At 68.7% G+C, this 26,078-nt stretch carries 23 protein-coding genes and 1 tRNA gene; 12 read left to right on the top strand and 12 right to left on the bottom strand.

The features are described from left to right. The first annotated feature begins 3 nt into the window (after positions 1 to 3). Both V5F67_RS16840 and V5F67_RS16845 read left to right on the top strand, forming a co-directional pair. Positions 4 to 1,053: a hypothetical protein gene (locus tag V5F67_RS16840; RefSeq protein WP_394016653.1), complete on the top strand. Its 1,050-nt coding sequence runs from the start codon at positions 4 to 6 to the stop codon at positions 1,051 to 1,053. A gap of 58 nt (positions 1,054 to 1,111) precedes the next feature. Continuing rightward, positions 1,112 to 2,245 (top strand): glycosyltransferase, encoded by a 1,134-nt coding sequence (locus V5F67_RS16845; RefSeq protein ID WP_394016652.1) that lies wholly within the window; start codon positions 1,112 to 1,114, stop codon positions 2,243 to 2,245. A 135-nt stretch (positions 2,246 to 2,380) separates the two neighbouring features. Here V5F67_RS16845 and V5F67_RS16850 read toward each other — a convergent pair whose 3' ends face one another. The 3 genes from V5F67_RS16850 to V5F67_RS16860 all read right to left on the bottom strand — a co-directional run bounded on the left by V5F67_RS16850 (position 2,381) and on the right by V5F67_RS16860 (position 4,478). Beyond that, positions 2,381 to 2,860: a DUF192 domain-containing protein gene (locus V5F67_RS16850; RefSeq protein ID WP_394016651.1), complete on the bottom strand. Its 480-nt coding sequence runs from the start codon at positions 2,858 to 2,860 to the stop codon at positions 2,381 to 2,383. A gap of 171 nt (positions 2,861 to 3,031) precedes the next feature. Further along, entirely contained in the window at positions 3,032 to 3,589 is a 558-nt protein-coding gene (locus tag V5F67_RS16855; protein ID WP_394016650.1) for a cold-shock protein, read from the bottom strand. Positions 3,590 to 3,707: 118 nt separating this feature from the next. Next, positions 3,708 to 4,478: an SIR2 family NAD-dependent protein deacylase gene (locus V5F67_RS16860; protein WP_394016649.1), complete on the bottom strand. Its 771-nt coding sequence runs from the start codon at positions 4,476 to 4,478 to the stop codon at positions 3,708 to 3,710. A 60-nt stretch (positions 4,479 to 4,538) separates the two neighbouring features. Here V5F67_RS16860 and V5F67_RS16865 point away from each other — a divergent pair, with 60 nt between their 5' ends. From V5F67_RS16865 to V5F67_RS16875, 3 genes are all read left to right on the top strand, one after another. Further along, the gene (locus V5F67_RS16865) at positions 4,539 to 4,961 is read left to right on the top strand and encodes a VOC family protein (RefSeq protein ID WP_394016648.1); all 423 of its coding nucleotides are present in this window, start codon (positions 4,539 to 4,541) and stop codon (positions 4,959 to 4,961) included. 293 nt (positions 4,962 to 5,254) lie between these two features. Beyond that, positions 5,255 to 5,329: transfer RNA gene (locus V5F67_RS16870), tRNA-Glu, on the top strand. 254 nt (positions 5,330 to 5,583) lie between these two features. Continuing rightward, a complete protein-coding gene (locus tag V5F67_RS16875) occupies positions 5,584 to 6,147 on the top strand; it encodes a hypothetical protein (protein WP_394016647.1) in 564 nt (187 codons plus the stop codon). Positions 6,148 to 6,309: 162 nt separating this feature from the next. Here the strand turns inward: V5F67_RS16875 and V5F67_RS16880 are convergent, their stop codons facing one another. Further along, entirely contained in the window at positions 6,310 to 7,791 is a 1,482-nt protein-coding gene (locus tag V5F67_RS16880; RefSeq protein ID WP_394016646.1) for a 4-hydroxyphenylacetate 3-hydroxylase family protein, read from the bottom strand. A 217-nt stretch (positions 7,792 to 8,008) separates the two neighbouring features. Between V5F67_RS16880 and V5F67_RS16885 the strand changes: the two genes are divergently transcribed. Continuing rightward, a complete protein-coding gene (locus V5F67_RS16885; RefSeq protein WP_509210581.1) occupies positions 8,009 to 8,614 on the top strand; it encodes a MarR family transcriptional regulator in 606 nt (201 codons plus the stop codon). Positions 8,615 to 8,625: 11 nt separating this feature from the next. On the opposite strand, the gene V5F67_RS16890 is transcribed toward V5F67_RS16885, so the two are convergent. The 5 genes from V5F67_RS16890 to V5F67_RS16910 form a co-directional block, all read right to left on the bottom strand. Continuing rightward, positions 8,626 to 9,441 (bottom strand): alpha/beta hydrolase, encoded by an 816-nt coding sequence (locus tag V5F67_RS16890; RefSeq protein WP_394016644.1) that lies wholly within the window; start codon positions 9,439 to 9,441, stop codon positions 8,626 to 8,628. Positions 9,442 to 9,645: 204 nt separating this feature from the next. Next, the gene (locus V5F67_RS16895; protein WP_394016643.1) at positions 9,646 to 10,416 is read right to left on the bottom strand and encodes an enoyl-CoA hydratase-related protein; all 771 of its coding nucleotides are present in this window, start codon (positions 10,414 to 10,416) and stop codon (positions 9,646 to 9,648) included. Positions 10,417 to 10,423: 7 nt separating this feature from the next. Beyond that, entirely contained in the window at positions 10,424 to 11,191 is a 768-nt protein-coding gene (locus V5F67_RS16900) for a glucose 1-dehydrogenase (protein WP_394016642.1), read from the bottom strand. A 179-nt stretch (positions 11,192 to 11,370) separates the two neighbouring features. Then, on the bottom strand, positions 11,371 to 12,996 hold the full coding sequence (locus V5F67_RS16905; RefSeq protein ID WP_394016641.1) for an AMP-binding protein: 1,626 nt from the start codon (positions 12,994 to 12,996) through the stop codon (positions 11,371 to 11,373). A gap of 143 nt (positions 12,997 to 13,139) precedes the next feature. Continuing rightward, a complete protein-coding gene (locus V5F67_RS16910) occupies positions 13,140 to 15,140 on the bottom strand; it encodes an FAD-dependent oxidoreductase (protein WP_394016640.1) in 2,001 nt (666 codons plus the stop codon). Between the two features lie 464 nt (positions 15,141 to 15,604). Between V5F67_RS16910 and V5F67_RS16915 the strand changes: the two genes are divergently transcribed. Then, positions 15,605 to 16,141 (top strand): MarR family winged helix-turn-helix transcriptional regulator, encoded by a 537-nt coding sequence (locus V5F67_RS16915; protein ID WP_394016638.1) that lies wholly within the window; start codon positions 15,605 to 15,607, stop codon positions 16,139 to 16,141. A gap of 36 nt (positions 16,142 to 16,177) precedes the next feature. Here V5F67_RS16915 and V5F67_RS16920 read toward each other — a convergent pair whose 3' ends face one another. The 3 genes from V5F67_RS16920 to V5F67_RS16930 all read right to left on the bottom strand — a co-directional run bounded on the left by V5F67_RS16920 (position 16,178) and on the right by V5F67_RS16930 (position 19,128). Then, on the bottom strand, positions 16,178 to 17,356 hold the full coding sequence (locus V5F67_RS16920; RefSeq protein WP_509210582.1) for an ABC transporter substrate-binding protein: 1,179 nt from the start codon (positions 17,354 to 17,356) through the stop codon (positions 16,178 to 16,180). Positions 17,357 to 17,554: 198 nt separating this feature from the next. Then, positions 17,555 to 18,310: an SDR family NAD(P)-dependent oxidoreductase gene (locus V5F67_RS16925; protein ID WP_394021791.1), complete on the bottom strand. Its 756-nt coding sequence runs from the start codon at positions 18,308 to 18,310 to the stop codon at positions 17,555 to 17,557. Between the two features lie 56 nt (positions 18,311 to 18,366). Then, entirely contained in the window at positions 18,367 to 19,128 is a 762-nt protein-coding gene (locus V5F67_RS16930; protein WP_394021790.1) for an N-acyl homoserine lactonase family protein, read from the bottom strand. A 428-nt stretch (positions 19,129 to 19,556) separates the two neighbouring features. Between V5F67_RS16930 and V5F67_RS16935 the strand changes: the two genes are divergently transcribed. The 5 genes from V5F67_RS16935 to V5F67_RS16955 are packed head-to-tail and all read left to right on the top strand — an operon-like array spanning position 19,557 to position 25,981. Continuing rightward, a complete protein-coding gene (locus tag V5F67_RS16935; protein WP_394021789.1) occupies positions 19,557 to 20,447 on the top strand; it encodes an FAD binding domain-containing protein in 891 nt (296 codons plus the stop codon). Further along, positions 20,440 to 20,931, top strand: a complete 492-nt coding sequence (locus V5F67_RS16940; RefSeq protein WP_394021788.1) for a (2Fe-2S)-binding protein — start codon at positions 20,440 to 20,442, stop codon at positions 20,929 to 20,931. Before V5F67_RS16935 ends, V5F67_RS16940 begins: the two co-directional genes overlap by 8 nt. Position 20,932: 1 nt before the next feature. Then, complete coding sequence (locus tag V5F67_RS16945) at positions 20,933 to 23,302, top strand: xanthine dehydrogenase family protein molybdopterin-binding subunit (RefSeq protein WP_394021787.1); 2,370 nt, start codon at positions 20,933 to 20,935, stop codon at positions 23,300 to 23,302. Positions 23,303 to 23,336: 34 nt separating this feature from the next. Beyond that, positions 23,337 to 24,728: a tetratricopeptide repeat protein gene (locus tag V5F67_RS16950; RefSeq protein ID WP_394021786.1), complete on the top strand. Its 1,392-nt coding sequence runs from the start codon at positions 23,337 to 23,339 to the stop codon at positions 24,726 to 24,728. 14 nt (positions 24,729 to 24,742) lie between these two features. Continuing rightward, positions 24,743 to 25,981 carry an acyl-CoA dehydrogenase gene (locus tag V5F67_RS16955; RefSeq protein ID WP_394021785.1) on the top strand — a complete coding sequence of 413 codons (1,239 nt, stop codon included), beginning with the start codon at positions 24,743 to 24,745 and terminating at the stop codon, positions 25,979 to 25,981. Positions 25,982 to 26,078: the final 97 nt, after the last annotated feature.

Here is a 26,078-nt window from a genome sequence, read left to right on the forward strand (position 1 = left end):
GCCATGGCGAAGGCTCCCGACCTTTCTCGCTTCTCGGGTCCGGGCCTCGCACGGCTCGCCGATGCCGTTGCGACCGGGCGCCCCCTGCGCGCAGCTCTGCCGCGCAGCACGCTGCACATCAAATTCCTTGAGGACAATGACGAGCACGTCGACATCTGTCTCGTGCGTGACGATCACATGCTTGCTCCGGCTTCCGCTGCCTTCGGGGAGGACGTGGTGCATCTCGGGCGGGAGCAGCGCATCGGCGGCGGCAATTGGAACCTCCCCGCCATCCGCCGCGCCAATGCCCGCTACTATCGAGACCTCGCGGCGTTGCTCGAAGCGATCCGCCTGGAGAAGCTCGTCATCTTCCTTGCCACCGAGCCGCTGGAGGAATTCGTCGTCCCACACCTGCCCACAGGCAAGGTGGAAATCTGGGAAGACGGGCTCATGCACTATGTGGACATGGAGGGTCCGCTGTTTCGGGTGAAGCGGCGCCTGGTGCAGAAGCTCTGCGGCTTCCATGTGGGCCGGCTGTCGGGCACGACGCTCGACAAGTCCGCGTTCCGCATCCGTGATCGCTTCAAGGAGGGCTCGCTCACCTTTCGCCGCCCGCTGCGCGCGCAGACGAAACGCCCAGAAATACTCTATGTGGGCCAGCCTCTGATAGGCGACGGGCTCGTGGACCTGAAGACCTATGCGGCGGGTCTCCAGGCCCTGGCCCAGGCCCTGCCCGCGCCGTTGCGCTACCTGCCGCACCCGCGCGAGAGCATGGCTGCCGTGGAGGCGCTGCGGGAGGCGGCGGGGCTTGCTGCCGTCGAGGAGGACCGCCGGGGCGTTCTCGAACACTGCGCCGACTTCAGCTACATCGCCTACCTGTCGCCCTTTTCCACCGCGCTGCTCGATCTTGCGGAAACCGATCGCTCCTTCTTCGTGGCGGGGCTGGTGGGGCTCGGCAAGCTGGGCCAGCGCCTGGGCGGCTTCGATAGTTCGCCGGTCGCCATACCCGAGACGCGGGAGGCCCTGGCCGCGCAGCTCGCCCGGCTCGGGCCGGCGCGCCTCGACGCCTTGTGACGCGGCCGGCCCCACAACCTGCTACCCGCCACGCCTCCCGTCCGCCCGGAGCCCCTGGATGAGCGCCCAGCCCCCCCGCATCCTGCACGTCTCGGAAATCCTGCCGGGCGGAACAGCGACCTATATCCAGGAGCTCTGGGCCTTCCAGCGCGATCAGATCGGCGAGGAGCGCGTGCGCTTCCTCCTGCCTGGCCCGCAACTGGAGCACGCGCCCGACTTGCCGCGCCACCGCATCGCCGGGTGGCCTCGCAGCGGGCGGGATCCGGGCTCCCTGCGCCGCCTGGGCGCGGCGCTGAGCGCCGAGGTGGCTGCTTTCCGTCCCGATCTCGTGCACCTCCACGGCACCTTCGCCGGGGTGGTCGGGCGCGCGCTCCTCGGCCTGCGCCCGCGGCGGCCGAAGATTCTTTATTGCGCCCATGGCTGGTCCTTCGCCATGGACGTGTCGCCGCTGAAGAAGAAGCTCTACTCCAGCCTTGAGCGGGTGCTGGCGCCCGGCTGCGATGCCATTGCCACCATCTCCGACGACGAGCGCCGCCTCGCCGTCGCAGCCGGGCTGCCGGCCGGCAAGCTGGTCACGATCTGGAACGGCATCGCCGAGGCGCCCCGGGGAGGCGGCGCGGCGCGGCCTGAGGAAGGCCCCCTCCGCCTGCTCTTCGCCGGCCGCCACGACCGGCAAAAGGGGCTAGACATCCTGCTCGACGCCATGGCGCTGCTCGACGGCGTGCCGGTGGAGCTCGACGTGCTCGGCGAACCGCTGGGGGAGGACGGACGCCCGCTTCCCGATGGCGCCAGCCCGCCCGCGCGTCCCGGCGCGCGGGTCAACTATGTCGGCTGGGTGCCGCGGGAGGAGGTGGCGCGGCGCATGGCTGCCGCCGATGCCTTCGTGATGCCGTCGCGCTGGGAAGGGTTCGGCCTCGTCGCGGTGGAGGCCATGCGCGAGGGCACGCCGGTGCTCGCCGCGAACCGCGGCGCGCTGCCGGAGATCATCGATCACGGACGTTCAGGCCTGATCTTTCCGCTCGATCCCGAGGCGATCGCCGGCTGCCTCAGGGGGCTGGCGCGGCCTCAGCTTCGCGCGATGGGCATGGAGGCGCGGCGGGACTTCGAGGCGCGCTTCACCGCGCGGCGCATGAGCGAGGAGATCCTCGCCCTTTACGGCCGGCTCCTCGGCACGGCGGGCCGCGCCGCCTGACAGCCGATCATCCGTCTCGCGTAGAGCGCGATTCACCGATCAAATTGCATCAATTTGATCGGTGAATCGCCCTCTAACTCAATGAGAGAGGACGCGTTATCCGATCAGCTTGCGTTGCAGGCTGATCGGCGCGCGCTATCGGCCGGTGAACGCGGGATGCGCCACCTTGTCGCCAGGGGCGATGCCGAGGCGACGGGCTGCGCCGCCATCGATCTCCAGCACCGCCCGCACCGGCTCACCGGACGAGATGGTCTGCTCGGAGAACGGCGTGGTCATGGCGGCGATCCTCGCGATGGTGCCGTCGGACCGTATGAACAGCATGTCGAGCGGAATCTTGGTGTTCTTCATCCACATGGCCACCGGCTGGTCGACCTTGAAGTCGAACAGCATGCCGCGCCGGTCGCCGAGCGAGTTGCGGAACATCAGCCCCTTCGCGCGCTGCGCGTCGGTATCGGCAAGCTCCACCTCGAGCACGAGGACACCCTTGGCGGTGGCGATCTCCAGCGGCGCCACCGCCATGGCCGCCGCCGGGGGCGTGCTCTCGGCGCGGAGGGCGGCGAGCGGGGCGAAAAGCCCGAGTGCGAGCAGAAGGATAAAGGCGCGGAGGCGATGCATCGTCAGGAGCCCTCGGCGGATGGAACGCCGCGACCCGGCGCACGCCTCCTCATAGGCTTTCGGGAGAGTGGCGACAACATGAGCCGCAAGGATACCGAGGCGCCGCCTGGCCGCTTGGCAAAGCGCATCCGGCAGCGGTCAAGCCAGCCCCGCACCGGGGCAGATTGCCGCTCAGTGGCCGCCCGAGCCGTCGCTGTCCGCCTTGACCTCGGCGGCCATGAGGCCCTTGGAGCCGTCGCCGTAGCGCACCAGCACGCTCTGCCCCGGACGCAGCTCGGTCAGACCGTGGCGGCGCAGGGTCTCCATATGCACGAAGATGTCCGGCGTGCCGTCGCCCTGGGTGAGGAAGCCGAAGCCGCGCAGGCGATTGAACCATTTGACCGTGGCGCGCTCGAAGCCGCCCTTGGGCTCCACCAGCTCGCGCGCCCGGCTGGGCGGCGCCGGGGACTGCACGGCTGTGGACAAGTCCAGCGAGAGCACGCGGAAGGCCTGGAAGCCCTTCGAGCGGCGCACCGCCTCGCACACCACCCGGGCGCCCTCGATGGCGGTCTGGAAGCCGTCGCGGCGCAGGCAGGTCACGTGGACGAGCACGTCCGGCCCACCGCCGTCGGGCACGATGAAGCCGTACCCCTTCGACGCGTCGAACCATTTGATGGCGCCGGCAATTTCGACGAGCCCCACCGGGGTCTCCGTCCCGTCGTTCACGCCGTCGTCGGTGGTCCCGTCCATGAACGGTCCCACCCCCAGTCCGTCAGATCCCATATCCACCCCGACCCAACGCGCGCGGCCGCTCGATTCCGCGAGATCGGCCTACGATAGCAAGTCGGCGAGGGTTCGCCCACCCTCTTCACGCTTCGTCAACGAATGGCGCGAGCACATCGCCGATCTCGGAACGCGTGACCATGTCTGCGATGTCGTCGAAATCGGTGGGCTCGCGGTTGAGGATGGCGAGCCGCGCACCCGCGCGCTTGGCCCGGAGCGGAAATCCGGCCGCCGGATAAACCACCAGCGAGGAGCCGATGACGATGAACAGGTCCGCCGCGCGGGTGAGCGCCTCGGCACGGGCCATCTCCTTCTCCGGCATCGCCTGGCCGAACGAGATCGTGGCCGACTTCACCGGGCCGTCGCAGGCCTCGCAGTCGGGGGCAATGCCGCCGGAGGCCTCGAAGCGCGTGCGCACCCACGAGAGCTCGTAGCGCCGGCCGCATTCGAGGCAAATGGCATAGGTGCCGTTGCCGTGCAGCTCCACCAGCCGGTCGTCGGGAATTCCGGAGGCCTGGTGCAGCCCGTCGATGTTCTGGGTGATGACGCCGGCGAGCCGGCCCTCGCCCAGCAGCCGGGCCAACGCCCGGTGGCCGCGGCCGGGCTTCGCATCGCCGAACGCCTCCTCCATGGCGAAGCGGCGCCGCCAAGCCTCGTTGCGCGCCGCCTTGTGGGCCACGAACACGTCGTAGGGGATGGGCTTGTTCTGCGTCCACAGGCCGCCGGGGGAGCGGAAGTCCGGGATGCCGCATTCGGTGGAGATGCCGGCGCCGGTGAACGCCACGGCACGCCGCGCCCCGTCGAGAAGTTCGGCGAGGCGCGTCTGCGCACCCTTGAGATCGCGCTCGAAGATCATACGTTCGCTCCGCCGGCTGCCCGCCGGCCTCCCGTCCCGCCCACAGCGAAGAGGCTCGCCATGCGCTTTCTGCACACCATGGTCCGCGTGACCGACGTCGACAAATCGCTGGACTTCTACTGCAACAAGCTGGGGCTGAAGGAGGTCCGCCGCAAGGACGTGCCGCAGGGGCGCTACACGCTGATCTTCCTCGCCCCGCCCGGCCAGGAGGGCGTGGCGGAGATCGAATTGACCCACAACTGGGACCCGGAGCCCTATGACGAGGGCCGCAATTTCGGCCATCTCGCCTTCGAGGTGGAGGACATCTACGCCACCTGCGAGCGGCTGATGGCCTCGGGCGTCACCATCAACCGCCCGCCGCGCGACGGCTACATGGCGTTCGTGCGCTCGCCGGACAACATCTCGGTGGAGCTCCTGAACAGAGGCGGTCCCAAGCCCCCGGCCGAGCCCTGGGCGTCGATGCCGAACACGGGCAAGTGGTGAGGGTGGGCAGCTGAGGGAGCGCGCTCGGAACGGAATGGCACGAAGCCGCCGTAACCCCCTCTCCCCGGCGGGGAGAGGGTCGGGGTGAGGGGCTCCCCCCTCGCCCATGTTGGCCCCGGCGCTCCACCCCGGCGTGTCAGCCCCCTCACCCTGCCCTCTCCCCGCCGGGGAGAGGGATGCCCGCGCGGCCGGCGCGAAACCGGGCCAAAGGGAGTTTTCCCCTGGTCCCGCGCGCGCCAACGCCCCACCCCTTGCCGCATGCTGCCGTCCCCCCTATAAGGGCCGGCGCCGCAGCGCCCTTCGTCTATCGGTTAGGACGCCACCCTTTCACGGTGGAGAGAGGGGTTCGACTCCCCTAGGGCGCGCCAAGCCACCGGACGAGAACTGAACGGTGCCGGTGGCTGTTCTCAATCGGCTCTGGCCCAACGCACGATCCCGAACCTGAGCGCCACAGATCGGCATTATGATTTACTTCAGGTTTCCGAGGAAAAGCATTCGTGAGCCTGCCAATACCAGACCCGGCACAGCGCCTAGCGAGGGCCGCGGTCACGGATAGCTACGGAGCAGCACGATCAAATTCCCCATCACTCGGTTCAAGGGACTGGAAATAGCGCTGAAGGAGTTGGAACCCTTCATCAGGGATGGAACGCATCTGCGCACAGGACGGCCGTTCAAACGCCTGGGTGGGATGCGCTCGCGTGAGGCGCTGGCGAACTGGCTGCTTTGCGTCACCGTAAACGCTGTCGACCAACGCAAGCTGACATTTTCGAGCGATCCAACCGGCGGTGACGGCATCATTCACGACGAAGCCAGCGGCGACACATGGCTAACCGAGCATGTGTACATTCCACCGAGAAGCGCTGCCGATAGTCGCGACCTCAAGGCGCTGATACTTGACGCCATCGAGCAGAAGCGATCGAAGGGCGGCCATGCATATGCCTCGGGCAAGACGCTGGTCGTTTTTCTCGACGCAGGCACGGGCATGTGGTTTCCCAACCGCGTCGCGAGGGAATTGCCGCAGCCCCTCCACTTCGAAGCCGTTTGGGCTGTAGGCCTTCAGGGCGTCAGTGAAGGCGTCTACACCTATGGAGTGACGCTGCTGGATGCCACCGAGGGAGATGCGCCAACTTATATTGTTTGCATTTCTGTCGATTTTGATTTGTGGGAAGTCATCATAATTCAATAACTGTATAAAATATATTTACGGCCGAATACTTTCGGAAAACGGTAGGAAAATCTATAAAAATTATCTATTATGCAAGATCCTTGGCATGCACCGCAAGAGGCCGGAGGCAATGGTCTCCCAACGACGTTTAACGAGACAAGAACATCCTTTGAAACACCCCCCTCACCCCATCCCATACCGTGACGCGATCACGTCCACCGCCTTAGCCGCCGCGCCCCAGTCGTAGGTGCGGAAGCTGTGGCCGCGCGTCACATATTGCGCGCCGGCGTAGAACATCTCGTACTGCTGGTGGCGCGAGGCGAATTCGGAGCCCACGGCGTCCCAGGTGAGCTTCAGCAGCTTCACCCGGTCCTCGCCGCTCACGGCGGGCGAGATCTGCGTCAGGCGGATGATGCGGGCGAGGTCGTCGTTGGAGAAGTCCTCCACCGAGGAGGGGAGCATCAAAAGCGCGCCGCCGGCCAGTTCCCGGATGGTGCCGATCACCTGCGGGTAGAGCTCCTGCGAGTGCACCTGCGCGGTGTAGAGCAGGTGCCGATCCGGCAGGAAATAGCGCCCACGCCGGTAGCCCGCCGCCTCCATGCCGTAGACGAGGCCCTCGATCATCGCCGCCTGGGCGGCGAGCTTGCCCAGGGTGTCGCGCACCTGCGGGAAGTTGGAGGTGCCGATGATCTCGGTGAGCGCCCGCGCGAGTCCCACCAGGAAGCGCAGCTTCACCGAGAGGCGGATCTGCGCCTGGTAGTTCTGGTAGACGTGGCCGGGCGTGTCGTGGAACTGGGCGCGGCACATGTCGGTGTCGCGATAGGTGAACACGCGCTCCCACGGCACCTTCACGTCGTCAAAGAACACCAGCGCGTCGTTCTCGTCGTAGCGGGCGGACAGCGGGTTGTCGAACTCGCTCACCGCATGGGCCTCGAACGACTTGCGCGACAGGAGCTTGAGGCCGGGCGCGTTCATCGGCAGCGCGCAGGAGAAGGCGAGGTGCTCCTCGCCCGGCACCAGCGGCTGACCGGAGCTGACATAAATCTCGTTCGCCATGATCGAGCTGGTGGCGAACAGCTTGGCACCGCGGATGGTGATGCCGCCCGCATCCTCGTCGACGATGCGGGCCACCATGTCCTGCGCGCCCTCCTGCTGGCTGCCGAAGGCCTTGGAGCGGTCGCCCTGCACGTTGTTGATGACATAGGTGAGGAACACGTCGCGGCGGCGCACGTCCTCGAACCAGTCGCGGAAGGCGGCGGCGCGCTTCTTATCGTGGCGCTCGAACACCTCGAAGCCCATGAACTGGCCGCAGATGGAGGAGGCCACATGGTCGGGCGAGCGGCCTAGGAAGCCACCGGTCAATTGCGCCTGGGCGACCAGCGCCTTGCGGCGGATGACGAGATCCTCGTAGCTCTCCGGCAGCTGCCAGGCGCGGTTCACGCGCCGGCCGGGGCTGAGCTCGAAGGTCATGGCCTCCAGGTTCTCCGGCGCGGCCTGGAAGTCGTAGAGCATGCCGGCCGAGGCGACGGCGTTGCGGAAGGCAGGATGGACGCTCACGTCGCCCACCACCTTGCCGTCGAGATAGACGCTGCGCCCGTCATTGACGCTCGCCACATGCTCGGCGCCGTCCTTGACCGGGGAGAGAGGGGTGGTGTGCGTGTTCATCTGGGCGTTCTCCCGCTGCCGGCGCGCGTTTCGTCGCACGCATACTTTCCTGATCAAAAAGCTAACATAATTAGCTAATATAGCAATCTATATCTGCGACGCGCCGCAGCCTGTGCGCCTCCCGGTCCCTTGGCGCGGGACGGCATGCGGGCTAAACCCGCGCGGTCGCCGGCGAAGGCCGTGCCGTGGCGCGTGGCCGCGCCGGCCGGGGTGGGAGATGACTGCATTGGCCGACACGTCGAAGACCCCCGTGCCGCTCACCGTCTCCCGGCCCGAGCTGCTGGAGGATGGCAGCGACCGGGCGTTCCGCCAGCTGGTCCATGCCCTGTTCGGCTTCCTCGCCCGCCATGAGGCGGTGCGCGCCGGCCATGCGGCGCGGATCGGGCTCGCGGGGATCGAATATTCGGTGCTCATCTCCATCGGCCACCTGGAGGCGGAGGAGCGCAGCGTCAGCGTCAACCGCCTCGCCACCCATCTCCACCTCAGCGGCCCGTTCATCACCACCGTCACCAACAAGCTGGAGCGCCTCGGCCTCGTCAGCAAGGAGCCGGACGCGGAGGACCGCCGCCGCGTCAAGCTACGGATCACGGCGGAGGGGTGGCGGCGCCTCAGCGAGCTGGCGCCGGCGCAGCGCCAGGTGAATGACGTCCAGTTCGGCCCGCTCTCCGCCGGCGAGTTCCGCCTGCTCAACGACATCATGGGCCGGCTGATCGACAGCAGCGAGCGCGCGCTAAAGCTCCAGGCCTTCCTCGCCGATCCGCCGGCGTCGGAGCGCGGGCCGGACGCCCTGCCCGCCATCGCCGAAGGCACGCCGAAAGGCTGATTTTCCCTGCCTCAGCCGCCGGCCCGCGCGATCAGCGTGCGCAGGGTGGGGCTCCGCGGATCGGTCAATTCGGCGAGCACGGTGAGGTGGTTCGCGCCAGCGATATGGGCGCCGCTCGTCTGCACACCGCTTTCGCCCCAGGCCCGGACGATCTCGTCGGCCTGCGTCAGGTAGACCTCGCTCTCCAGCGCGCCGACGATGGTGTCGAGGATGCCGCTCTTCGGCGACGTCTGGAGCAGCGGGCTGAGCGCGGCCGCGCGCGCTTCGTCGAGCGCCAAGGCGCCGTTGATGGTGGTGTCGATCACCGGCCTGAGGTCGTAGATGCCGGAGATGGAGAAGGCGGACCGCACGAAATCCCGCGGAAGACCGTGCGTGGTCCAGTCCTCGGCCAGCATGCGGGCGGCGAAGTTGCCACCGGCCGAATGCCCGACGATCACCACCGGCCGCCGCCAGCGCTCGTAAGCGCGCGCCATGACGGTGCACATCTCGCGGTAGATGTCCTCGATCAGGACTTCCGGCGCCAGGGTGTAGTTCGGCATCATCACGTCGATGCCGCGCCGGTTCAGGCCGGATGCCAGGTGGCTGAAGGCGCGGCAGTCGTAGCGCTGCCAGTAGCCCCCGTGGATCAGCACCACGGGGGCGAGGCTGCCGTCCCCGCCTTCGCCATGGAAGATGTCGAGATACTGCCGCGCCCCCGGGCCGTAGGGGATGCCGAGCTCGGCCCGCGCCGCCTGCCGGTAGGCCGCGGCGTCGCGGTGCCATCCCGCGACGACCGCCTCCCGATCGGGGATGCGCAAGGCGATGTTGATCTGGGATTCGTAGTCCAAAGCCTCGATCTCCATTGCTTGGCCTCGCGGTGGGCGGGCATTCCACCTTGAGCGCGTCATGCCCCCGGCTTGCCCGGGGAATCCACACCGTAGATTGCGCCGCGCCGCAAGCCCGATCGCGGGCCCGGCCGCCATGTGGATCCCGCGGACAAGCCGGGGGATGACGGTGCGTGCAAGCAATTGGGCGCGCTCTGGTTTCCCGCCTTACCGGAACTTCGGCGGGCGCTTCTCCAGGAACGCCTTCACGCCCTCGCGGGATTCCTCGGTCTGGTAGAACAGGCTCAGCGCCTGCATGCCCATGGCGGAGATGGCGCGGATGTTCTCGCTGTCGAGGTTGAACGACTTCTTGGCGATGGCGATGGCGGTCGGGCTCAGCGCGTGGATCTCCATGCACCAGCGCTCCACCTCGGCGTCCAGCTCGTCGGGCGGCACCACCGTGTTGACGAGGCCCATCTCCAGCGCCTGTTGGGCGCTGTAGCGGCGGCACAGCATCCAGATCTCGCGCGCCTTCTTCTCGCCGATGGCACGGGCGAGCAGCGCTGTGCCGAAGCCGGGGTCCACCGAGCCCACCTTCGGCCCCACCTGCCCGAACATCGCCGTCGCGGAGGCGATGGCGAGGTCGCAGCAGGTGACCAGCACGTTGCCGCCGCCGATGGCATAGCCGTTGACGCGGGCGATCACCGGCTTCGGCACGTCGCGGATCAGGCTCTGCAATTCCTCCACCGGCAGGCCGATGGTGCCGCGCCCGTCATAGGCGCCGTCATGGGCCGACTGGTCGCCGCCGGTGCAGAACGCCTTCTGCCCCGCGCCGGTCAGCACGATGGCGGCGATGGACTTGTCCCAGCCGGCCTTGCCGATGGCGTGGATCAGCTCCTCGCAGGTGATGCCGCGGAAGGCGTTGTACTTCTCCGGCCGGTTGATGGTGATCCAGGCCGCCGGTCCGCGCACCTCGTAGATGATGTCCTGGTAGTCCATCGCGTCCTTATCCGTGCATGGTCAGGCCGCCAGACACGCTGATGACCTGGCCGGTGATGAAGTCGGCATCGGCGCTCGACAGGAACGCGATGATGCCGGGCAAGTCGTCGGGCTCGCCGAGGCGCTTCAGCGGGATCGCCTTGCGCAGGCCGTCATAGATCTTCTGCCCGAACTCCCCCTCCCCCACGAACGAGCGCAGGAGCGGCGTGTCGGTGGGACCGGGACAGACCACGTTGACCCGCACATTGTCCCGCGCGCATTCGCGGGCGATGGTCTTGGAGAACGCGATCAGCCCGCCCTTGCAGGCGGAATAGACCGACTCGCCCGAAGAGCCGACCCGCCCCGCGTCGGAGGCGATGTTGACCACCTTGCCGCCGCCGCCGGCGATGAGGCGCGGCAGCACCGCCTTGTGCAGGTTCAGCGGCCCGACAAGGTTGATGGCGATGATCTTGTCCCACAGCGCCGGGTCGGTCTCCACGAACGGCTTGGCGATATCCCAGCCGGCGTTGTTCACGAGGATGTCGATCCCCCCGAACGTCTCCTGCGCGCGGGCGACCGCCGCCTCCACCTCCTCCAGGCGGGTGATGTCGAAGGCGAGCGGAAGCACGTCGCCGCCGCTCGCCTTCAGCTCGCCGGCGAGGCCGGCGAGCACGGGGCCGTTGACGTCCGCGGCGGCGAGCCGCACGCCCTCCGCGACGAAGCGCCGGCAGATCGCCTGGCCGATGCCGCCGGCCGCCCCCGTGACGATGGCGACGCGGTCCTTCAGCCCTCTCATGTTCCGATCTCCCGTCATTCCTGCACCGTCATTCCTGCGCCCTCATGCCCCGGCTCGTCCGGGGCATCCACCCTGTCGCTTGCCCTGCCCGACGGTGGATCCCCCGGACCAGCCGGGGGATGACGCGCGGTGGGCACCACATGGCCTCGCCTCGCGGGACCATGTGGCTCAAAGCCGTCCTATTGGCCTTGGATCAGATTGCGGAGCTTGAATTTCTGCACCTTGCCCGTGGCCGTGCGCTCGATGGGACCGAAGATCACGCGGTCCGGAACCTTGAACTTGGCGAGCCGGCCCCGGCAGAAGTCGAGCAATTCCTCCGTGGTGAGCGTGCCTTCCGCCTTCAGCTCCACGAAGGCGCAGGGCCGCTCGCCCCAATGGTCGTGCTTCATGGCGATCACCGCCACCGAGGCCACCGCCGGATGCTGGTAGAGCACCTCCTCCACCTCGATGGAGGAGATGTTCTCGCCGCCGGAGATGATGATGTCCTTGGAGCGGTCCTTGATGTCGATGTAGCCGTTGGGGTGGACCACGGCGAGATCGCCGGTGCGGTACCAGCCGCCGGCGAACGCCGCCTCGGTGGCCGAAGGGTTCTTCAGATAGCCCTTCATGCCCATGTTGCCGCGGAACATCACCTCGCCCATCACCTCGCCGGTGCGCGGCACGGGCTCCAGCGTGACCGGGTCGGCGACCATCATCTCGTCGGTGACGACGGTGCGCACGCCCTGGCGCGCCATCATCCGCGAGCGCTCGGCGCCGGGCAGCTCGTCCCATTCGCGGTGCCAGTCGCACAGCGAGACCACGCCGTGCATCTCGGTGGTGCCGTAGACATGCCGCACCACGAAGCCGAGGTCCTCGGCCGCCTTCAGCACCGGCGCCGGCGGCGCCGAGCCCGCCGTCATCACCGCCACGGGCGCGCTGAGACGGCGCCCGGAGCGCTCCGCCCCCTCCACCAGCATGCCGAGCACCGTCGGCGCGCCGCAGAAATGGGTGACGCCGGTGGCCTCGATGAGGTCGAACACCTGCTCGGCGACCATCTTGCGCAGGCAGACATGGGTCCCGCCCACGGCCGCCACCGCCCAGGTGAAGCACCAGCCGTTGCAGTGGAACATGGGCAGGGTCCACAGATAGACCGAATCCGCATCCATCTTGTGGTGCAGCACCTGCCCGAGCGCGTTCAGATAGGCGCCGCGGTGGTGATAGAGCGCGCCCTTCGGGTTGCCCGTGGTTCCGGAGGTGTAGTTCAGGGAGAGGGTCTCGAACTCGTCCTGCGGCCACACCGCCTCGTCGTCCTCGCTGCCGGTGGCGAGAAGCTCCTCATAGGTGAGATCGCCGACCCGCGCTCCGCCTTCGGCCTGGTCGTCCTCGATGTCCACCACCAGCGGCCTCGACGGCAGGAGGGCGAGCGCCTCGCGCGCGATCTCGCTCCATTGCGGGTCCACCAGCAGGACCTTCGCCTCGGCATGCTCCAGGATGAAGGCCACCGCGGCGGCATCGAGGCGGATGTTGATGGTGTTGATGACCGCCCCCGCGAGCGGCACGCCGAAATGCGCCTCCAGCACCGCCGGGATGTTGGGGGCCAGCACCGCCACCACGTCGCCCTTCTCGATGCCCGCCCGCCTCAGCGCCGAGGCGAGCCTGAGACATCGGCGCGCATAGTCCCGCCAGGTCAGGCGGGTGTTGCCGTAGACGATGGCCGCGCGGTCCGGGAACACGTCCGCGGAGCGGAACAGGAAATTCAGCGGCGTCAGGGGTCTAAAGTTCGCGTCCCTGCGTTCCAGGAACGGGGCATCCAGGTTCAGCGTCACGGCGTCCTCCCTCTAGAGCACGCGCCGACCCGCTTGCACCGCAAGCCGGCCGGACAACGTTCTCTTTCCTCGCCTTCTTGCGCCCGCTTTGTTTCCCGGACGATGCGAATGCTCCGGATGCGGACGTCAACAGCTGCGCGACATCATATGCGGTTGCCGGCCACGGCGCCCTCCAGGATCGCCCGCTTGGCGTCGAGCTCCCCGGCGAGCCGCGCGCCGCCGACCACATGGACGCTCTGGCCGCGCGCCTCCAGCTCGTCGGCGAGGCTGCGGTCGGCGTCCTGGCCGGCGCAGACGACGATGGTGTCCGCCGGCAGCACCTCCACCGTGTCGCCGACCGCGACATGGAGGCCGTCCGCGTCGATCTTCAGGTAGCGCGCGTCGGCGATCTGGCGCACGCCGAGGTCCTTGAGCTCCTGGCGCAGGATCCAGCCCGTGCTCTTGCCCAGCGTCTTGCCGAAGCTGCCCGGCGAGCGCTTGACCATGGTGACCTGCCGGCGGGCGGCCGGGGCGTGCCGCGCGCCGCCGTCGATCCCCCAGCGCTGCTCGAACTCCTCCACCGACTGGCGTTCGCCGTCCTCGCCGAGGGCAAGGAACAGCGCCACGTCGTGGCCGATGCCGCCGGCGCCGATCACCACCACCCGCGCGCCCGCCTTCACCGAACCGTCGAGGATCTGCGTGTAGCCCACCACCCGGGGGTCGTCGGCGCCGGGAATGTCGACCGGCCGGGCGGTGACGCCCGTGGAGATGATCACCTCGTCGTAATTGTTGCGCCCGAGCGCCTCGATGCTGACGCGCGCGCCGGTGTGGACCTGCACGCCCGTCTCCTCGAGCTGCCGCCGGAACCCGTCGATGGCGAGGCCGTAGTCCTCCTTGCCGGGAACCTGGGCGGCCAGCGTGAACTGCCCGCCGATCTCGGGCGCCGCCTCGTAGAGCGTGGTGTGGTGGCCGCGCCGGCCCGCCTCCAGCGCCGCCGAGATGCCGGCGACGCCGCCGCCCACCACCGCGACCCGCTTGGCGCTGGCGGCCGGCGCGTCGGAGAACTCGCCCTCGCGCAGCGCCCGCGGATTGACGAGGCAGGAGATCACCTGGCTGGTGAAATAGTGGTCGAGGCAGGCCTGGTTGCAGGCGATGCAGACATTGATGAGGTCGGGCCGGCCGTCGCGCACCTTGTTGACGAACGCGGCGTCGGCGAGGAACGGGCGGGCCATGGAGATGAGGTCGGCCGCGCCGTCCGCGATCAGGCGCGCGCCGTCCTGCGGCAGGTTGATGCGGTTGCTGGCGGTGACCGGGATCGACACCACCGCCTTGATGCGGCGCGTGGCCTCGGCGAACGCCGCGTGCGGCACCGCGCCGGCGATGGTCGGAACCGTGGATTCGTGCCAGCCGATGCCGGTGGACAGACAGTCGGCGCCCGCTTTCTCCACTTCCCGGGCGAGCCAGAGCGTGTCGGCCTCGGTGAGGCCGCCCTCGATCAATTCGAGCGCGGAGATGCGGTAGGACAGGATCGCCCCGGCGCCGAGCGCCGCGCGGACAGCCCGCACCACCGCGAGCGGAAAGCGGGCGCGACTTTCCAGCGCCCCGCCCCAGTCGTCGGTGCGGTGGTTGGTGCGCGTCGCCAGGAATTCGCTGATGAGGTAGCCCTCCGACCCCATCACCTCGACGCCGTCATAGCCCGCCTCCAGCGCGAGGCGCGCCGTGTTGGCATAGGCGGCGATGGTCGCCTCGATCTCGGCGGCGGGCAGCTCGCGCGGCGTCTCCTTGTTGATGGGCGCGCGGATCGCGGAAGGGGCGACGATGGCCGGATGATAGCCGTAGCGGCCCGCATGCAGGATCTGCAGGATGATCTTGCCGCCGGCCGCATGGACCGGGGCGACGATCCTGCGGTGGGCCTCGACCTGATCCGGCCGCTCGAACGTGCCGGGCTCGTCCTTCATGCGGCCAGCAAAGGTGGGCGAGAAGCCGCCCGTCACCACCAGCCCGACGCCGCCCTTGGCGCGCTCGGCATAGAAGCGGCCGAGCTCGTCGAAGCGCTCCGGATGGGACTCCAATCCGGTATGCATCGAGCCCATGACCACGCGGTTGGCCAGGGAAACCCCGCCCAGGCTGATGGGCTCAAGCAGCGCCGAACGGGCCGCACTCATGGGCAGTTCCTCCAAAGCCTCGCGCGCCGTCCGGCGCCTGATTATCATTACTCCAATGAATAGACGGCGGCCTGGATTAATGTCAATATCTTTGCCTTTTCTGGAAACCCGCCCCGGCACGCCACCCGACGGCCGGGATGTGACCGCAGCGTCAAACATATGTGCAGCGCAGCATCAATCTTCAGGAAAGACCCACTGCCGGCGCGCATCATATCGCTGGCCATTTAGATCAATATATTGATAATAATGCACGCTCCCCACTGTCGCCGCCCCAAACGCGCGTGGATGGCCCGCCGCGGATTTGGCCGGGCCCGCTCTGGAGCGCGGGGGCGTTGCCAACTATGGTGGCGGCATGACTCATGGCGCGCGGCCCAAGGCATGATCGCCCGCTTTTATCGGCCCTGGGCCGGAACGCCCCGATGGGCGACAGGAAACTGGATGACGTGCCAACCGGAGCCGGCGGCGTGAACTCTTCAGCGGAAAATCGCGGGACCGCGCAGCACGAGGAGCAGACCTCCACCGACCAGCTGAACAACCGGATCTTCTTTCGCCTGTTTCAGCTCGGCAATACATTGCAGCGCCAATCCGTGAAGGAGCTCGGGGTGACGACGGTCCAGTGGGCCGTCATCGGCGCGCTGTCGCAGAAGCACCGGCCCGAGGGCATGGCGTTCGGCGACCTTGCGGAATACCTCGTGGTGAGCCGCCAGAACCTCGACGGCGTCATCAAGCGCCTGGAGCGCGGCGGCATCGTCGAGCGCGCCACCGACCCCAACGACCGCCGGGCGCGCCTGGTGCGCCTCACGCCCGCCGGACACCGGCTGTGGCCGGACCTGAGGGACAAGATCTTCGCGTTCTACAAGCAGGCCGCCGCCGGCTTCAGCTTCGACGAGCGCGCCTCGCTGGTGCATTTCCTCGGCAAGCTGCAGGCGCAGCTGCTCACCGTGGAGATCGGCTACAAGCCCCCTTCCCTTTCCGAGGACGGGGACCCGAAGCCGGACTGACCGCCGCGGCCCTTTTCGAGGCCGCGGCGGCTCCGCTCAGAAGCGTGTGCAGTTGTCGGGGCCGATGGCGTCCTCGGCCGAGACCTTGTCGATGATGTCGAACTTGCCGTTGTTGATGCGCACCACATACATGGGCTGCATCGCCTGGTGGTCGCCGGCGCGGATCGTCTTCGGGCCCTGCGGCGTGTTCCAGGTCAGCCCCTCCAGCGCCGCGCGCACCTTGTCGGTGTCGGTCGAGCCGGCCTTCTCCACCGCCGCCTTGTAGGCGTAGAGCGTGCCGTAGCTGTCGGCGCCGTAGAGGTCCGGGTCCGCCTTGTAGGCGTCGCGGAACGCCGCCACGAACTTCTTGTTCTCCGGCGTGTCGATCTGCGGCGAGTAGCCCGCCCCGGTCGCGAACCCGTTCGCCGCCGCCCCGAGCGCGCCCATGTTCGCCGAGGTGATGGTGCCCGAGGCGCCCACCACCTGCAGCGAGCCCAGCAGCCCGAAGTCCTGCATCTGCGTCAGCAGGCGCGCGGTGTCGTTGCCGGCCACCGAGATGTACATCACCTCCGGGCGGGCGGCGCGGATCTGGCCGAAGAACTGCGTGTAGTCCTTGGAATCGTTCGGCGCGAACACCTCGCCCACCGACTGCGCGCCCAGCTTCTCCGCGTTGGCCTTGAACGCCGCCACCGTCGAGCGGCCCATCTCGTAGTCCGGGCCGAGATAGTAGATCTTCGCCTTCGGCTTCTGCTTCAGCAGCCACGCCGCGAGCGCCGCCGACTGCTGGCCGGCGCGCGCGTTCACCCGGAACACGTTCGGCGAGCACTTGTCGCCGGTGATCGAGTCGGCGAACGACACCGAGGTGGTGGCCAGCTTCTTGTTGCGCTCGGCCAGCTGGCCCACCGCCAGCGTGGCGCCCGAGTTCACCGTGCCGGTGAGGAAGTCCACGTTGTCCACCTGGAACAGCTTCTCCGCCTTCTGCACGGCGGTGGCCGGGGTGGTCTCCTCGTCCTCGACGATCAGCGTCACCGGGCGGCCCATGATGCCGCCCGCCGCGTTGATCTCCTTCGCCGCCAGCTCCAGCGCCCAGCGCACCTGCTGGCCGATCGGCGCGAACGTGCCGGTGCTCGGCGTCACAACGCCGACCTTGATCGGGTCGGCGGCAAAAGCCGCTCCCGAAAGCGCCGTCGCGGCCAATGCCGCCGCAAGAACGACCTTGTAACCTCTGATCTGCATGACGTTTCCCCTGGGCTTGCCTTTTGTGGTTGTCGCTCCCCCGGGCGTCGGGACTTTGCGCCCTCGGCGCCGGGGGCATCCGGAGCCGTGCCCGGATCTCTGCCTGCGCACTGTGGCGCCGGTGTGGGGGCTCCATGGCGCCGCGGCGCCATGGAGCGTTCGTCAGATCACTGGCCCGTGTGCGCTCCAGGCGCCGGTTCAGACCATGGAGAAGCCGCCATTGACGCTGATCACCTGGCCGGTGATCCAGTCGGCGCCTTCGGAGGACAGGAAGACCACCATCGGCGCCACGTCGCCCGGCTTGCCGATGCGGCGCAGCGGATAGGCCTTGACGATGCGCTCCATGTTCTTGGCCAGGAACTCGGGGTCCTGGTGCGCGGTCTCGATCAGGCCGAGGGCGATGGTGTTGACGGTGACGTTGTAGCGCCCGAGCTCCTTCGCCATGGACTTGCCGAGCGCGATGGTGCCGCCGCGCGCTGTCGCGGCGAGCGAGATGTTCGCCTCGCCGATGCGCGAGCTGTCGCCGACGATGTTGATGACGCGCCCATTCTGCTGCTTCGCCATGTGCTTGGCGGCGGCGTGCGAGCAGTTGAGCGCGCCGTAGAGGCAGATGTCGATCTGCCGCCGCCAGTCGGCGGGCTCGGATTCGATGAAGCGCTGATACTTCACGTAGCCGGCATTGTTGACGAGGATGTCGATGCTGCCCCAGTCGGCGGCCACGCCGTCGGTCATGGCGCGCACCTGCTCGTAATCGGAGATGTCCGCCTTGACCGCCCGCGCGGTGCCGCCGGCAGCGGCGATGTCGTCCACCAGCGCCTGCGCCTCGGCCTGCGAGCTGTTGTAGTTGACCGCCACGCGCACCCCCTCGCGCGCCAGCGAGCGGGCAATCTCGCCGCCCACGTCGCGCGCGCCGCCGGTGACGATGGCGACCTTCCCCTCGAGCCCGGTTTCCATTCTTTTCTCCCCTTGATTGTTCGGTGCCGGCGCCGCGGCAGGTCACGCGCGCCGGGTCATTCGTAGCCGTCCACCCCGGTCCTGAGCGCGCGCCACTGCTCGTCGTCATGGCCGCAGATCACCGTGGCGCCGCGCGCTTCCTCGGCGCGCACCGTCTCGTAGGAGGCGAGCAGCTGCGCGCGGTCCCACGCATTCATGGGGACCTCGTCGCGATCGAGGTTGCGCTTCAGCGTGACCGCGTCCGACGCGAGGAGGAAGACGCCGTCGGCCGCGAGCTCCGCCCGAACGCCCATGCATCCCGGAGTGTGGCCGGGCAGCGGCACGGTCACGAGCCGGCCGTCGCCGAACAGGTCATGGCTTCCGGTGACGGTGTCGAGGCGCATGGGCAGGTCCCACTCGACGCGGCGATAGCCCTGCGCGTCCGCGCCGTCGGCCTCGGCCGCCGAAAGCTCGGCCGCGTGGCAGAAGAACTCGGCCTTGCGGAAGAAGCAGTTGCAGCCGCAATGGTCGGGATGCAGGTGCGAGTTCACGACGATGTCGATGTCGTCGGGCTTGAGCCCCACCTCGGCGAGCGCCGCCACCACGTTCGTGCCGGGCGGCGCGATGGGCGTCATGAGCCGCGCAAGCCCGCCCCACCGCGCCTCCGCATCGGTCTCCACCGAGGGATGGCAGCCGGTGTCGAACAGCACATTGCCCTTGGGGTGGCGGAACAGCGTGGAGATGACCGGCATCTCGATCTGCTCCTCCTTCGCCGCGTCGGGCACGAAGATGCGCCGGCGCATGCGCACGCGCCCGCCATCGAGGAAGTTCATCTTCATGAACGGACCTCCGCGACGGCTGCGGGCGACCTGGGCATTTCGAGGGCCGTGCGCCGAACGGCCGCGCGGCATGCCGTAACGACGGCGGCAGCGGTCAATACCATCGCAGGACGGTCCTCCTTCGATCGTGTCTCCGCGTCCGATCGATGCGCGCTGGCTTTCATGTTGGCGACATTGCGCCGCAACATAGTCATGAACTTATCTATTGCTAATCGATGGTCGATATCGCGTCAACCGCGGATCGCGGAACGTCATTGGCCGGAAAATTAGATAGCTCATGGCCGAGGGTTCGGCTTGACGCGGTTTAGAGCTTCTCATATCAAATATGTAAGTTCTAACATATCAGAACGCGGAACGGCGCCAAATCATAAAGCAAATGGATCGGCCGCAGTGCCGCGCGCGCCGTTCCAGGGGAAACGAGGGGGCAGATGAAGGCACCCGTGTTCGACTACCGTGCCCCGAAGAGCCTCGGCGAGGCGACGGCGATCCTGAGGGACGCCGGCCCCGACGGCCGTGTCCTCGCCGGCGGGCAGAGCTTGATGCCGATGATGAACATGCGCATCGTCGCGCCCCAGGTCCTGGTGGACATCAACCGCATCGAGGAGCTGGCGCGCCTCGAGGTGGACGGCGGCACGCTCAGGGTCGGCGCGCTGGTGCGCCACGTGGACATCCTGCACTCCCCCCTGGTGCGGGACGGCTGGCCGCTCATGAGCGAGGCCACGACCTATGTGGCCCATCCCGCCATCCGCAATCGCGGCACCACCTGCGGCAGCGTCGCCCATAACGATCCGGCGGCCGAGCATCCGAGCGTGCTGCTGACCCTCGGCGGCAGCGTCGTCGTCGCCAGCGCGGAGGGCCGGCGGGAGCTGAAGGCGGAGGACTTCCTCCAGGGCCTGATGACCACGGCGCTGGAACCCGGCGAGATGATCGCCGAGCTGCGTTATCCCCCGGTCCGCCCCGGCACCGGCTGGGCGTTCGTGGAGTTCTCGCGGCGGCTGGGCGACTTCGCCATGGGCGGCGCCGCGGCGCTTCTGACCTTGCGCCACGGCGTGTGCGAGGAGGCCCGCCTGACCCTCGTCGGCATGGGCGAGGGGCCGGTGCGGGCCACCGCCGCCGAGGCGCTTCTCGCCGGCCGGCAGATCGATGACGCGAGCGCGCCCGAGCTGTTCGAGGCCGCGGCGCAGCTCGCGCGCGGCGCGGTGGACCCGACCGAGGACGTGCACGCGGGCTCGGGCTACCGGCGGCATCTCGCGGGCGTGATGACCCGCCGGGCGCTTGCCGCCGCGCTGGCGCGCAGCCGGGGAGAGCACCATGCCTGAGCAGCAGACCATCACCCTCATGGTGAACGGGCGCGCCTATACCAAGGACGTGGCGACGCGCACCTCGCTCGCCGACTTCCTGCGCGACCAGCTCCACCTCACGGGCACGCATCTCGGCTGCGAGCACGGCGTCTGCGGCGCCTGCACGGTCACGGTGGACGGGCGCACCGCGCGCGCCTGCCTGATGCTGGCGGTGCAGGCCGACGGGCGCGAGGTCGTCACCATCGAGGGCCTCAAGGACCCGGACGGCGCCTGGCATCCGGTGCAGAAGGCCTTCTTCGAGAATTTCGCGGTCCAGTGCGGCTTCTGCACCCCCGGCTTCTTCGCCACCGCCATCGAGCTCCTGGGCCGCAATCCGGACCCGAGCGAGGCCGAGATCCGCGAATACCTGTCCGGCAACATCTGCCGATGCAGCGGCTACCAGGCGATCGTCGAGGCGGTGCGCGCGGCGGCGGCCGCGATGCACGACCATCAGCGGGGTTGAGATGTCCGGCACGCGCTTCGTCAATGAGAGGATGGTGGGCTCCTCGGTGCTGCCCGAGGAGGCGATCCCGCTGGTGGAGGGCGAGGCCCGCTTCCTCAACGACATCTCCATGGCGGGCATGTACCACGTGGCGTTCCTGCGCAGCCAGCACGCCCATGCACGCCTCCTGAAGGTGGACGCGAGCCGCGCCCGCGCGCTGCCGGGCGTCATCAAGGTGCTCACCGGCGCCGAGCTCTTGGGCAAGGTCGAGCCCTTCACATCCATGCCCAACCGCTTCTCCGGCGGGCAGTCGACGCAGCACTGGCTGGCGGTGGAGAAGGTGCGCTTCTGCGGCGAGGCGATCTGCGCCGTGGTGGCCGAGAGCCGGGCGCTGGCCGAGGACGCCGTCGAGCAGATCGAGGTGGACTACGATCCCCTGCCCGTGGTCACCAACGCCCGCGCGGGCGAGCGCGACGGCGCCCCGCTGGTGCACGACACCTGCCCGAACAACTACCTCATCCGGCGCGACTACCAGAGCGGCGACGTGGACGGCGTCTTCGCGAACGCCCGCCTCGTGGTCAGGCGGCGCTTCCAGCTCGGCCGCAAGCAGGCGCTGTGCATGGAGGGGCGCGGCTGCGTCGCCGCCTGGCGCGACGGCTCGTTCAAGCTCTCCATGTGGATGAGCCACCAGCTGCCCTATGTGGTGCGCCACTATCTCGCCAAGCATCTCGGCCTCTCGGAGACCGACATCCGCGTTGTGGCGCCGCAGACCGGCGGCGGCTTCGGCCAGAAGGCCTCCATCTATCCGGAGGAGTTCGTCTGCGCCTTCCTGGCGCTCCAGCTGCGCCGCCCGGTGAAGTGGGTGGAGGACCGGCTGGAGAACATGGTCGCCTCGACCCATGCGCGCGAGCACGACATCGAGGTGCAGCTGGCGCTCGATGCCGAGGGGCATATCCTCGCGCTGCAATCCGACATCTGGACCGACGTCGGCGCCTATTCCACCTATCTGTGGTCCGCCGGCATGGAGCCGCTGCAGACCGGCGGGCTGATGCCCGGCCCCTACCAGGTGAAGGCGCTGCGCTACACGACGCGCGGCGTCGCCACCAACAAGACCCCGGTCGGCCCCTACCGGGCCGTGGGCCGCCCCTCCGCCTCCGCCTCGCTGGAGCTGCTGCTGGACCAGGCGGCGGCGGAGCTCGGCATCGACCCGATCGAGATCCGCCGGCGCAACATCATCCCCCAGAGCGCGATGCCGTTCCGCAACGGCAACAACCTCGTGCACGACCATGTGGGCTACATGCCCTGCCTCGACATGGCGCTCGCGAAGTCCGGCTACCAGGCGCTGCGCAGGGAGCAGAAGGAGCTGCTGGCCCAGGGCCGGCTGCGCGGCATCGGCGTCGTCTGCTTCGCCGAGCTGACCGGGCTCGGCACCAGCACTGCGGTCGGCCCGGGCACCCTGCTCCAGCCCGGCCGCGACGCGGTCACGCTGCGGCTGGAGACCACCGGCAAGCTCACCATCGCCGCCGCCCTGCCCTCCCAGGGGCAGCGCATCGCCACCGCCATGCGGCAGGTGGCGGCGGACGAACTGGGAATCCGCCTCGACGACATCGCCTGCCTCACCAACGACACCGGCATGGCGCCCTACGGCTTCGGCACCTTCGCCTCGCGCACCGCCGTGTTCGGCTCCGGCGCGGTGATCCAGGCGGCGGCCGAGCTGCGCCGCCGCATCCTCGACGTGGCCGCGGTTCTCATGAAGGTGCCGGCCGAGGACCTGATGGTCGCCGACAGCGTGGTCGAGACCATCGACCGCACGAAGTCCCTGCCCCTGCGCCAGCTGGCGGAGCACAGCTTCTTCTCCGCCAAGGACATTCCGAGCGAGATCAACAAGGGCTTCGAGGTCACCGCCTTCTACGATCCCAAGCACGGCTCGTTCGCCGCCGGCGCCCATGTGGTGGTGGTGGAGGTGGACCAGGAGACCGGCGGAGTCGAGATCGTGCGCTACGTGGCCGCCGAGGACGTGGGCCGCCTCATCAATCCGGCGGTCGTCGAAGGCCAGATCATCGGCGGCATCGCGCAAGGGGTGGGCGAGGCGCTCTACGAGCAGCTGATCTATGACGAGAACGGCCAGCCGCGCACGGTGACGCTCGCCGACTATCTCGTGCCCTCGGCGCTGGAGGTGCCGCACATCGAGCTGCACCATGCCAACACGCCGTCCGGCGCGCTGGGCGGCTTCAAGGGCTGCGGCGAGGGCTCGATCATCGGCGCGCTCGCCGGCATCTCCTGCGCCGTGGCGGACGCCCTGCGCCTGCGCGGCGGCGACATCTTCCACTTCCCGGCGACGCCGGAACGGGTGCTGCGCGGCCTCGGCGTCGCGCTCGACGACGCGGCCTGAAGCCGCGCCGCGCAGCGAAAGAAGGGACACCGCCATGCATCAGGATATCCGCGGCCTGGACGTGACCACCACCAGCCCGAAGGCGGTCGAGCATCTCGACCGCGCGGTGGCGGACTATCTCAACTACGGCACCAACGCCTCCACCGAGGTGAAGGCCGCGCTCGCCGAAGACCCGGCCTGCGTGCTCGCCCAGTGCTATCGCGGCTACCTGCTGATGATGCTGGAGAACCCGGCGGTGTTCCCGAAGCTGCGCCAGACCCTGGCGGAGCTGGAGAAGGCCGGCGGCGAGGTCACGGAGCGCGAGCGGGGGCACCTCGCCGCCCTCAAGGCCTGGGTGAAGGGCGACCTCATGAACGCCTGCCTCGCCTGGGAGCAGGTGCTGAACCAGTGGCCGCAGGACCTGATGGCGCTGAAGCTGCATCACACCATGGCCTTCTACACCGGCCGCAGCAACGTGCTGCGCTCCGTGGTCTCGGGCGCGCTCGGCGCCTGGGACGAGGCGACGCCGGGCTATTCCCACGTCCAGGGCATGTACGCCTATGCGCTGGAGGAATGCGGCGCCTATGCCGATGCGGAGCGCTGGGGCCGCGCGGCGGTGGAGGCCAACCGGGACGATTTGTGGGCGATCCATTCCGTCGCCCATGTGATGGAGATGCAGGGCCGCTTCGACGAAGGCGCCGACTGGCTCGACTATTCGAAGGACGACTGGGCCAGCAAGAACTTCTTCAAGGCGCACGTGTGGTGGCATCGCGGCCTGTTCCACATCGTCGCCGAGAACTACGACCGCGCGCTCGGGGTGTTCGACGAGGAGCTGTCCTCGCTGAACTCGGAGACCTATGTCGACGTCTCCAACCAGGCGGCGTTCCTCAAGCGCCTGCAGATCGCCGGCGTCGACGTGGGCAACCGCTGGGATCTCCTCGCCGAGCATTCGGCGACCCGCATCCACGACCACGTTCTGCCGTTCCGCGACGCCCATTTCTGCCTCGCGCTCGCCGCCAAGGGGCGGTTCGACACCGCGCGCGAGCAGATCCGGTCCATGGCGGTGTTCGCCAACGAGGGCGAGGGGTGGAACGCGCGCACCACCCAGGCGACCCTGATCCCGCTGTGCGAGGCCATGATCGCCTATGAGAGCGGCGAATACGCAAAGGCCTGCGGCATCCTCTGGCCCATGCGCAACGAGCTCGCGCCCATCGGCGGCAGCCTCGCCCAGCGCGATCTGTTCGCGCAGATCCTGATCGACGCGGCGGTGCGCGCCGGCCGCCTGCCCATGGCCCGGAGCCTGCTCTCCGAGCGGGTGGCCCAGTTCCCGCGCGGCCGGCGCGGCTGGCGCGAATACGGCAAGGTTCTGGCCGACCTGGGAGAGCTGGACCTCGCCGCCAAGGCGCATCGCAGCGCCGAGGCCCTTTCCGCCCCCGCCGCAGCCTGACCGGAAAAAGCGCCATGAGCGAAAGCGCCGTCAACGAGACCGTCCTGCCGCGCAAGGTGGCGACCGTGCCGTCGAACAAGTACGCCCCGTTCGACTGGCAGGACCCGATGCAGCTCGAGAGCCTGCTCTCGGCCGAGGAGCGCATGGTGCGCGACACCTGCCGCGCCTACTGCCAGGACCGGCTGATGCCGCGCATCCTGATGGCGAACCGGGAGCACCGGTTCGACCGCGAGATCATCTCCGAGTTCGGCGCGCTCGGGCTGCTGGGCCTCACCATCCCAGAGAAATACGGCTGCGCCGGCAGCAGCTACGTGATCTATGGCCTGTGCGCCCGCGAGGCGGAGCGGGTCGACAGCGCCTACCGCTCGGCCATGAGCGCGCAGTCCTCGCTCGTCATGCACCCGATCTATGCCTATGGCAGCGAGGAGCAGCGCATGAGGTACCTGCCGCGCCTCGCCACCGGCGAGATCGTCGGCTGCTTCGGCCTCACCGAGCCGGACGCCGGCTCGGATCCCGGCGCCATGGCGACCCGCGCCCGCAGCGTCGACGGCGGCTTCCTCCTCTCCGGCGCCAAATGCTGGATCACCAACGCCTCCATCGCCGACGTATTCGTGATCTGGGCGAAGACCGACGACGGCGTGATCCGCGGCTTCCTCCTCGATCGCGGCATGAAGGGCCTCTCCACCTACGCGATCCAGGGCAAGCTCAGCCTGCACGCCTCGCCCACCGGCAACATCGCCATGGAGGAGGTGTTCGTGGAGGCCGACCGGCTCCTGCCCAACGTCACCGGCCTCGCCGGCCCGTTCGGCTGCCTCAACCGCGCGCGCTACGGCATCTCCTGGGGCGCCATGGGCGCGGCCGAGTTCTGCTGGCACGCGGCGCGGCAATACACGCTCGACCGCAAGCAGTTCGGCCGCCCGCTCGCCGCGACCCAATTGGTGCAGAAGAAGCTGGTGGACATGCAGACCGAGATCACCCTCGGCCTGCTCGCCTGCCTCCAGGCCGGGCGCCTGTTCGATGCCGGGCAGATCGCGCCGGAGACCATCTCGCTGCTCAAGCGCAACAATTGCGGCAAGGCGCTCGACATCGCCCGCGTGGCCCGGGACATGCACGGCGGCAACGGCATCAGCGACGAGTATCACGTGATGCGCCACATGGTGAACCTGGAGACGGTCAACACCTATGAGGGCACGCACGACGTGCACGCGCTGGTGCTCGGCCGCGCCCAGACCGGCATCCAGGCGTTTTTCTGACGGCCTGATCACGGCCAGCCTGTCGCCACCGCCGTCCCGAGGGCCTATTCTCCCGCGTCGCCGGCAGACAAGAACAGAACCGGCGGAAAGCTGGGAG

It is taken from the genome of Xanthobacter pseudotagetidis (assembly GCF_043194795.2).
GTDB lineage: Bacteria > Pseudomonadota > Alphaproteobacteria > Rhizobiales > Xanthobacteraceae > Xanthobacter > Xanthobacter tagetidis_A.

Excerpts from the sequence above, each read along its gene's own strand:
- V5F67_RS16840 (WP_394016653.1), top strand. The coding sequence starts at position 4 with ATGGCGAAGGCTCCCGACCTTTCTCGCTTCTCGGGTCCGGGCCTCGCA.
- V5F67_RS16845 (WP_394016652.1), top strand. The coding sequence starts at position 1,112 with ATGAGCGCCCAGCCCCCCCGCATCCTGCACGTCTCGGAAATCCTGCCG.
- V5F67_RS16850 (WP_394016651.1), bottom strand. The coding sequence starts at position 2,860 with ATGCATCGCCTCCGCGCCTTTATCCTTCTGCTCGCACTCGGGCTTTTC.
- V5F67_RS16855 (WP_394016650.1), bottom strand. The coding sequence starts at position 3,589 with ATGGACGGGACCACCGACGACGGCGTGAACGACGGGACGGAGACCCCG.
- V5F67_RS16860 (WP_394016649.1), bottom strand. The coding sequence starts at position 4,478 with ATGATCTTCGAGCGCGATCTCAAGGGTGCGCAGACGCGCCTCGCCGAA.
- V5F67_RS16865 (WP_394016648.1), top strand. The coding sequence starts at position 4,539 with ATGCGCTTTCTGCACACCATGGTCCGCGTGACCGACGTCGACAAATCG.
- V5F67_RS16880 (WP_394016646.1), bottom strand. The coding sequence starts at position 7,791 with ATGAACACGCACACCACCCCTCTCTCCCCGGTCAAGGACGGCGCCGAG.
- V5F67_RS16885 (WP_509210581.1), top strand. The coding sequence starts at position 8,009 with ATGACTGCATTGGCCGACACGTCGAAGACCCCCGTGCCGCTCACCGTC.
- V5F67_RS16895 (WP_394016643.1), bottom strand. The coding sequence starts at position 10,416 with ATGGACTACCAGGACATCATCTACGAGGTGCGCGGACCGGCGGCCTGG.
- V5F67_RS16900 (WP_394016642.1), bottom strand. The coding sequence starts at position 11,191 with ATGAGAGGGCTGAAGGACCGCGTCGCCATCGTCACGGGGGCGGCCGGC.
- V5F67_RS16910 (WP_394016640.1), bottom strand. The coding sequence starts at position 15,140 with ATGAGTGCGGCCCGTTCGGCGCTGCTTGAGCCCATCAGCCTGGGCGGG.
- V5F67_RS16920 (WP_509210582.1), bottom strand. The coding sequence starts at position 17,356 with ATGCAGATCAGAGGTTACAAGGTCGTTCTTGCGGCGGCATTGGCCGCG.
- V5F67_RS16925 (WP_394021791.1), bottom strand. The coding sequence starts at position 18,310 with ATGGAAACCGGGCTCGAGGGGAAGGTCGCCATCGTCACCGGCGGCGCG.
- V5F67_RS16930 (WP_394021790.1), bottom strand. The coding sequence starts at position 19,128 with ATGAAGATGAACTTCCTCGATGGCGGGCGCGTGCGCATGCGCCGGCGC.
- V5F67_RS16935 (WP_394021789.1), top strand. The coding sequence starts at position 19,557 with ATGAAGGCACCCGTGTTCGACTACCGTGCCCCGAAGAGCCTCGGCGAG.
- V5F67_RS16940 (WP_394021788.1), top strand. The coding sequence starts at position 20,440 with ATGCCTGAGCAGCAGACCATCACCCTCATGGTGAACGGGCGCGCCTAT.
- V5F67_RS16945 (WP_394021787.1), top strand. The coding sequence starts at position 20,933 with ATGTCCGGCACGCGCTTCGTCAATGAGAGGATGGTGGGCTCCTCGGTG.
- V5F67_RS16950 (WP_394021786.1), top strand. The coding sequence starts at position 23,337 with ATGCATCAGGATATCCGCGGCCTGGACGTGACCACCACCAGCCCGAAG.
- V5F67_RS16955 (WP_394021785.1), top strand. The coding sequence starts at position 24,743 with ATGAGCGAAAGCGCCGTCAACGAGACCGTCCTGCCGCGCAAGGTGGCG.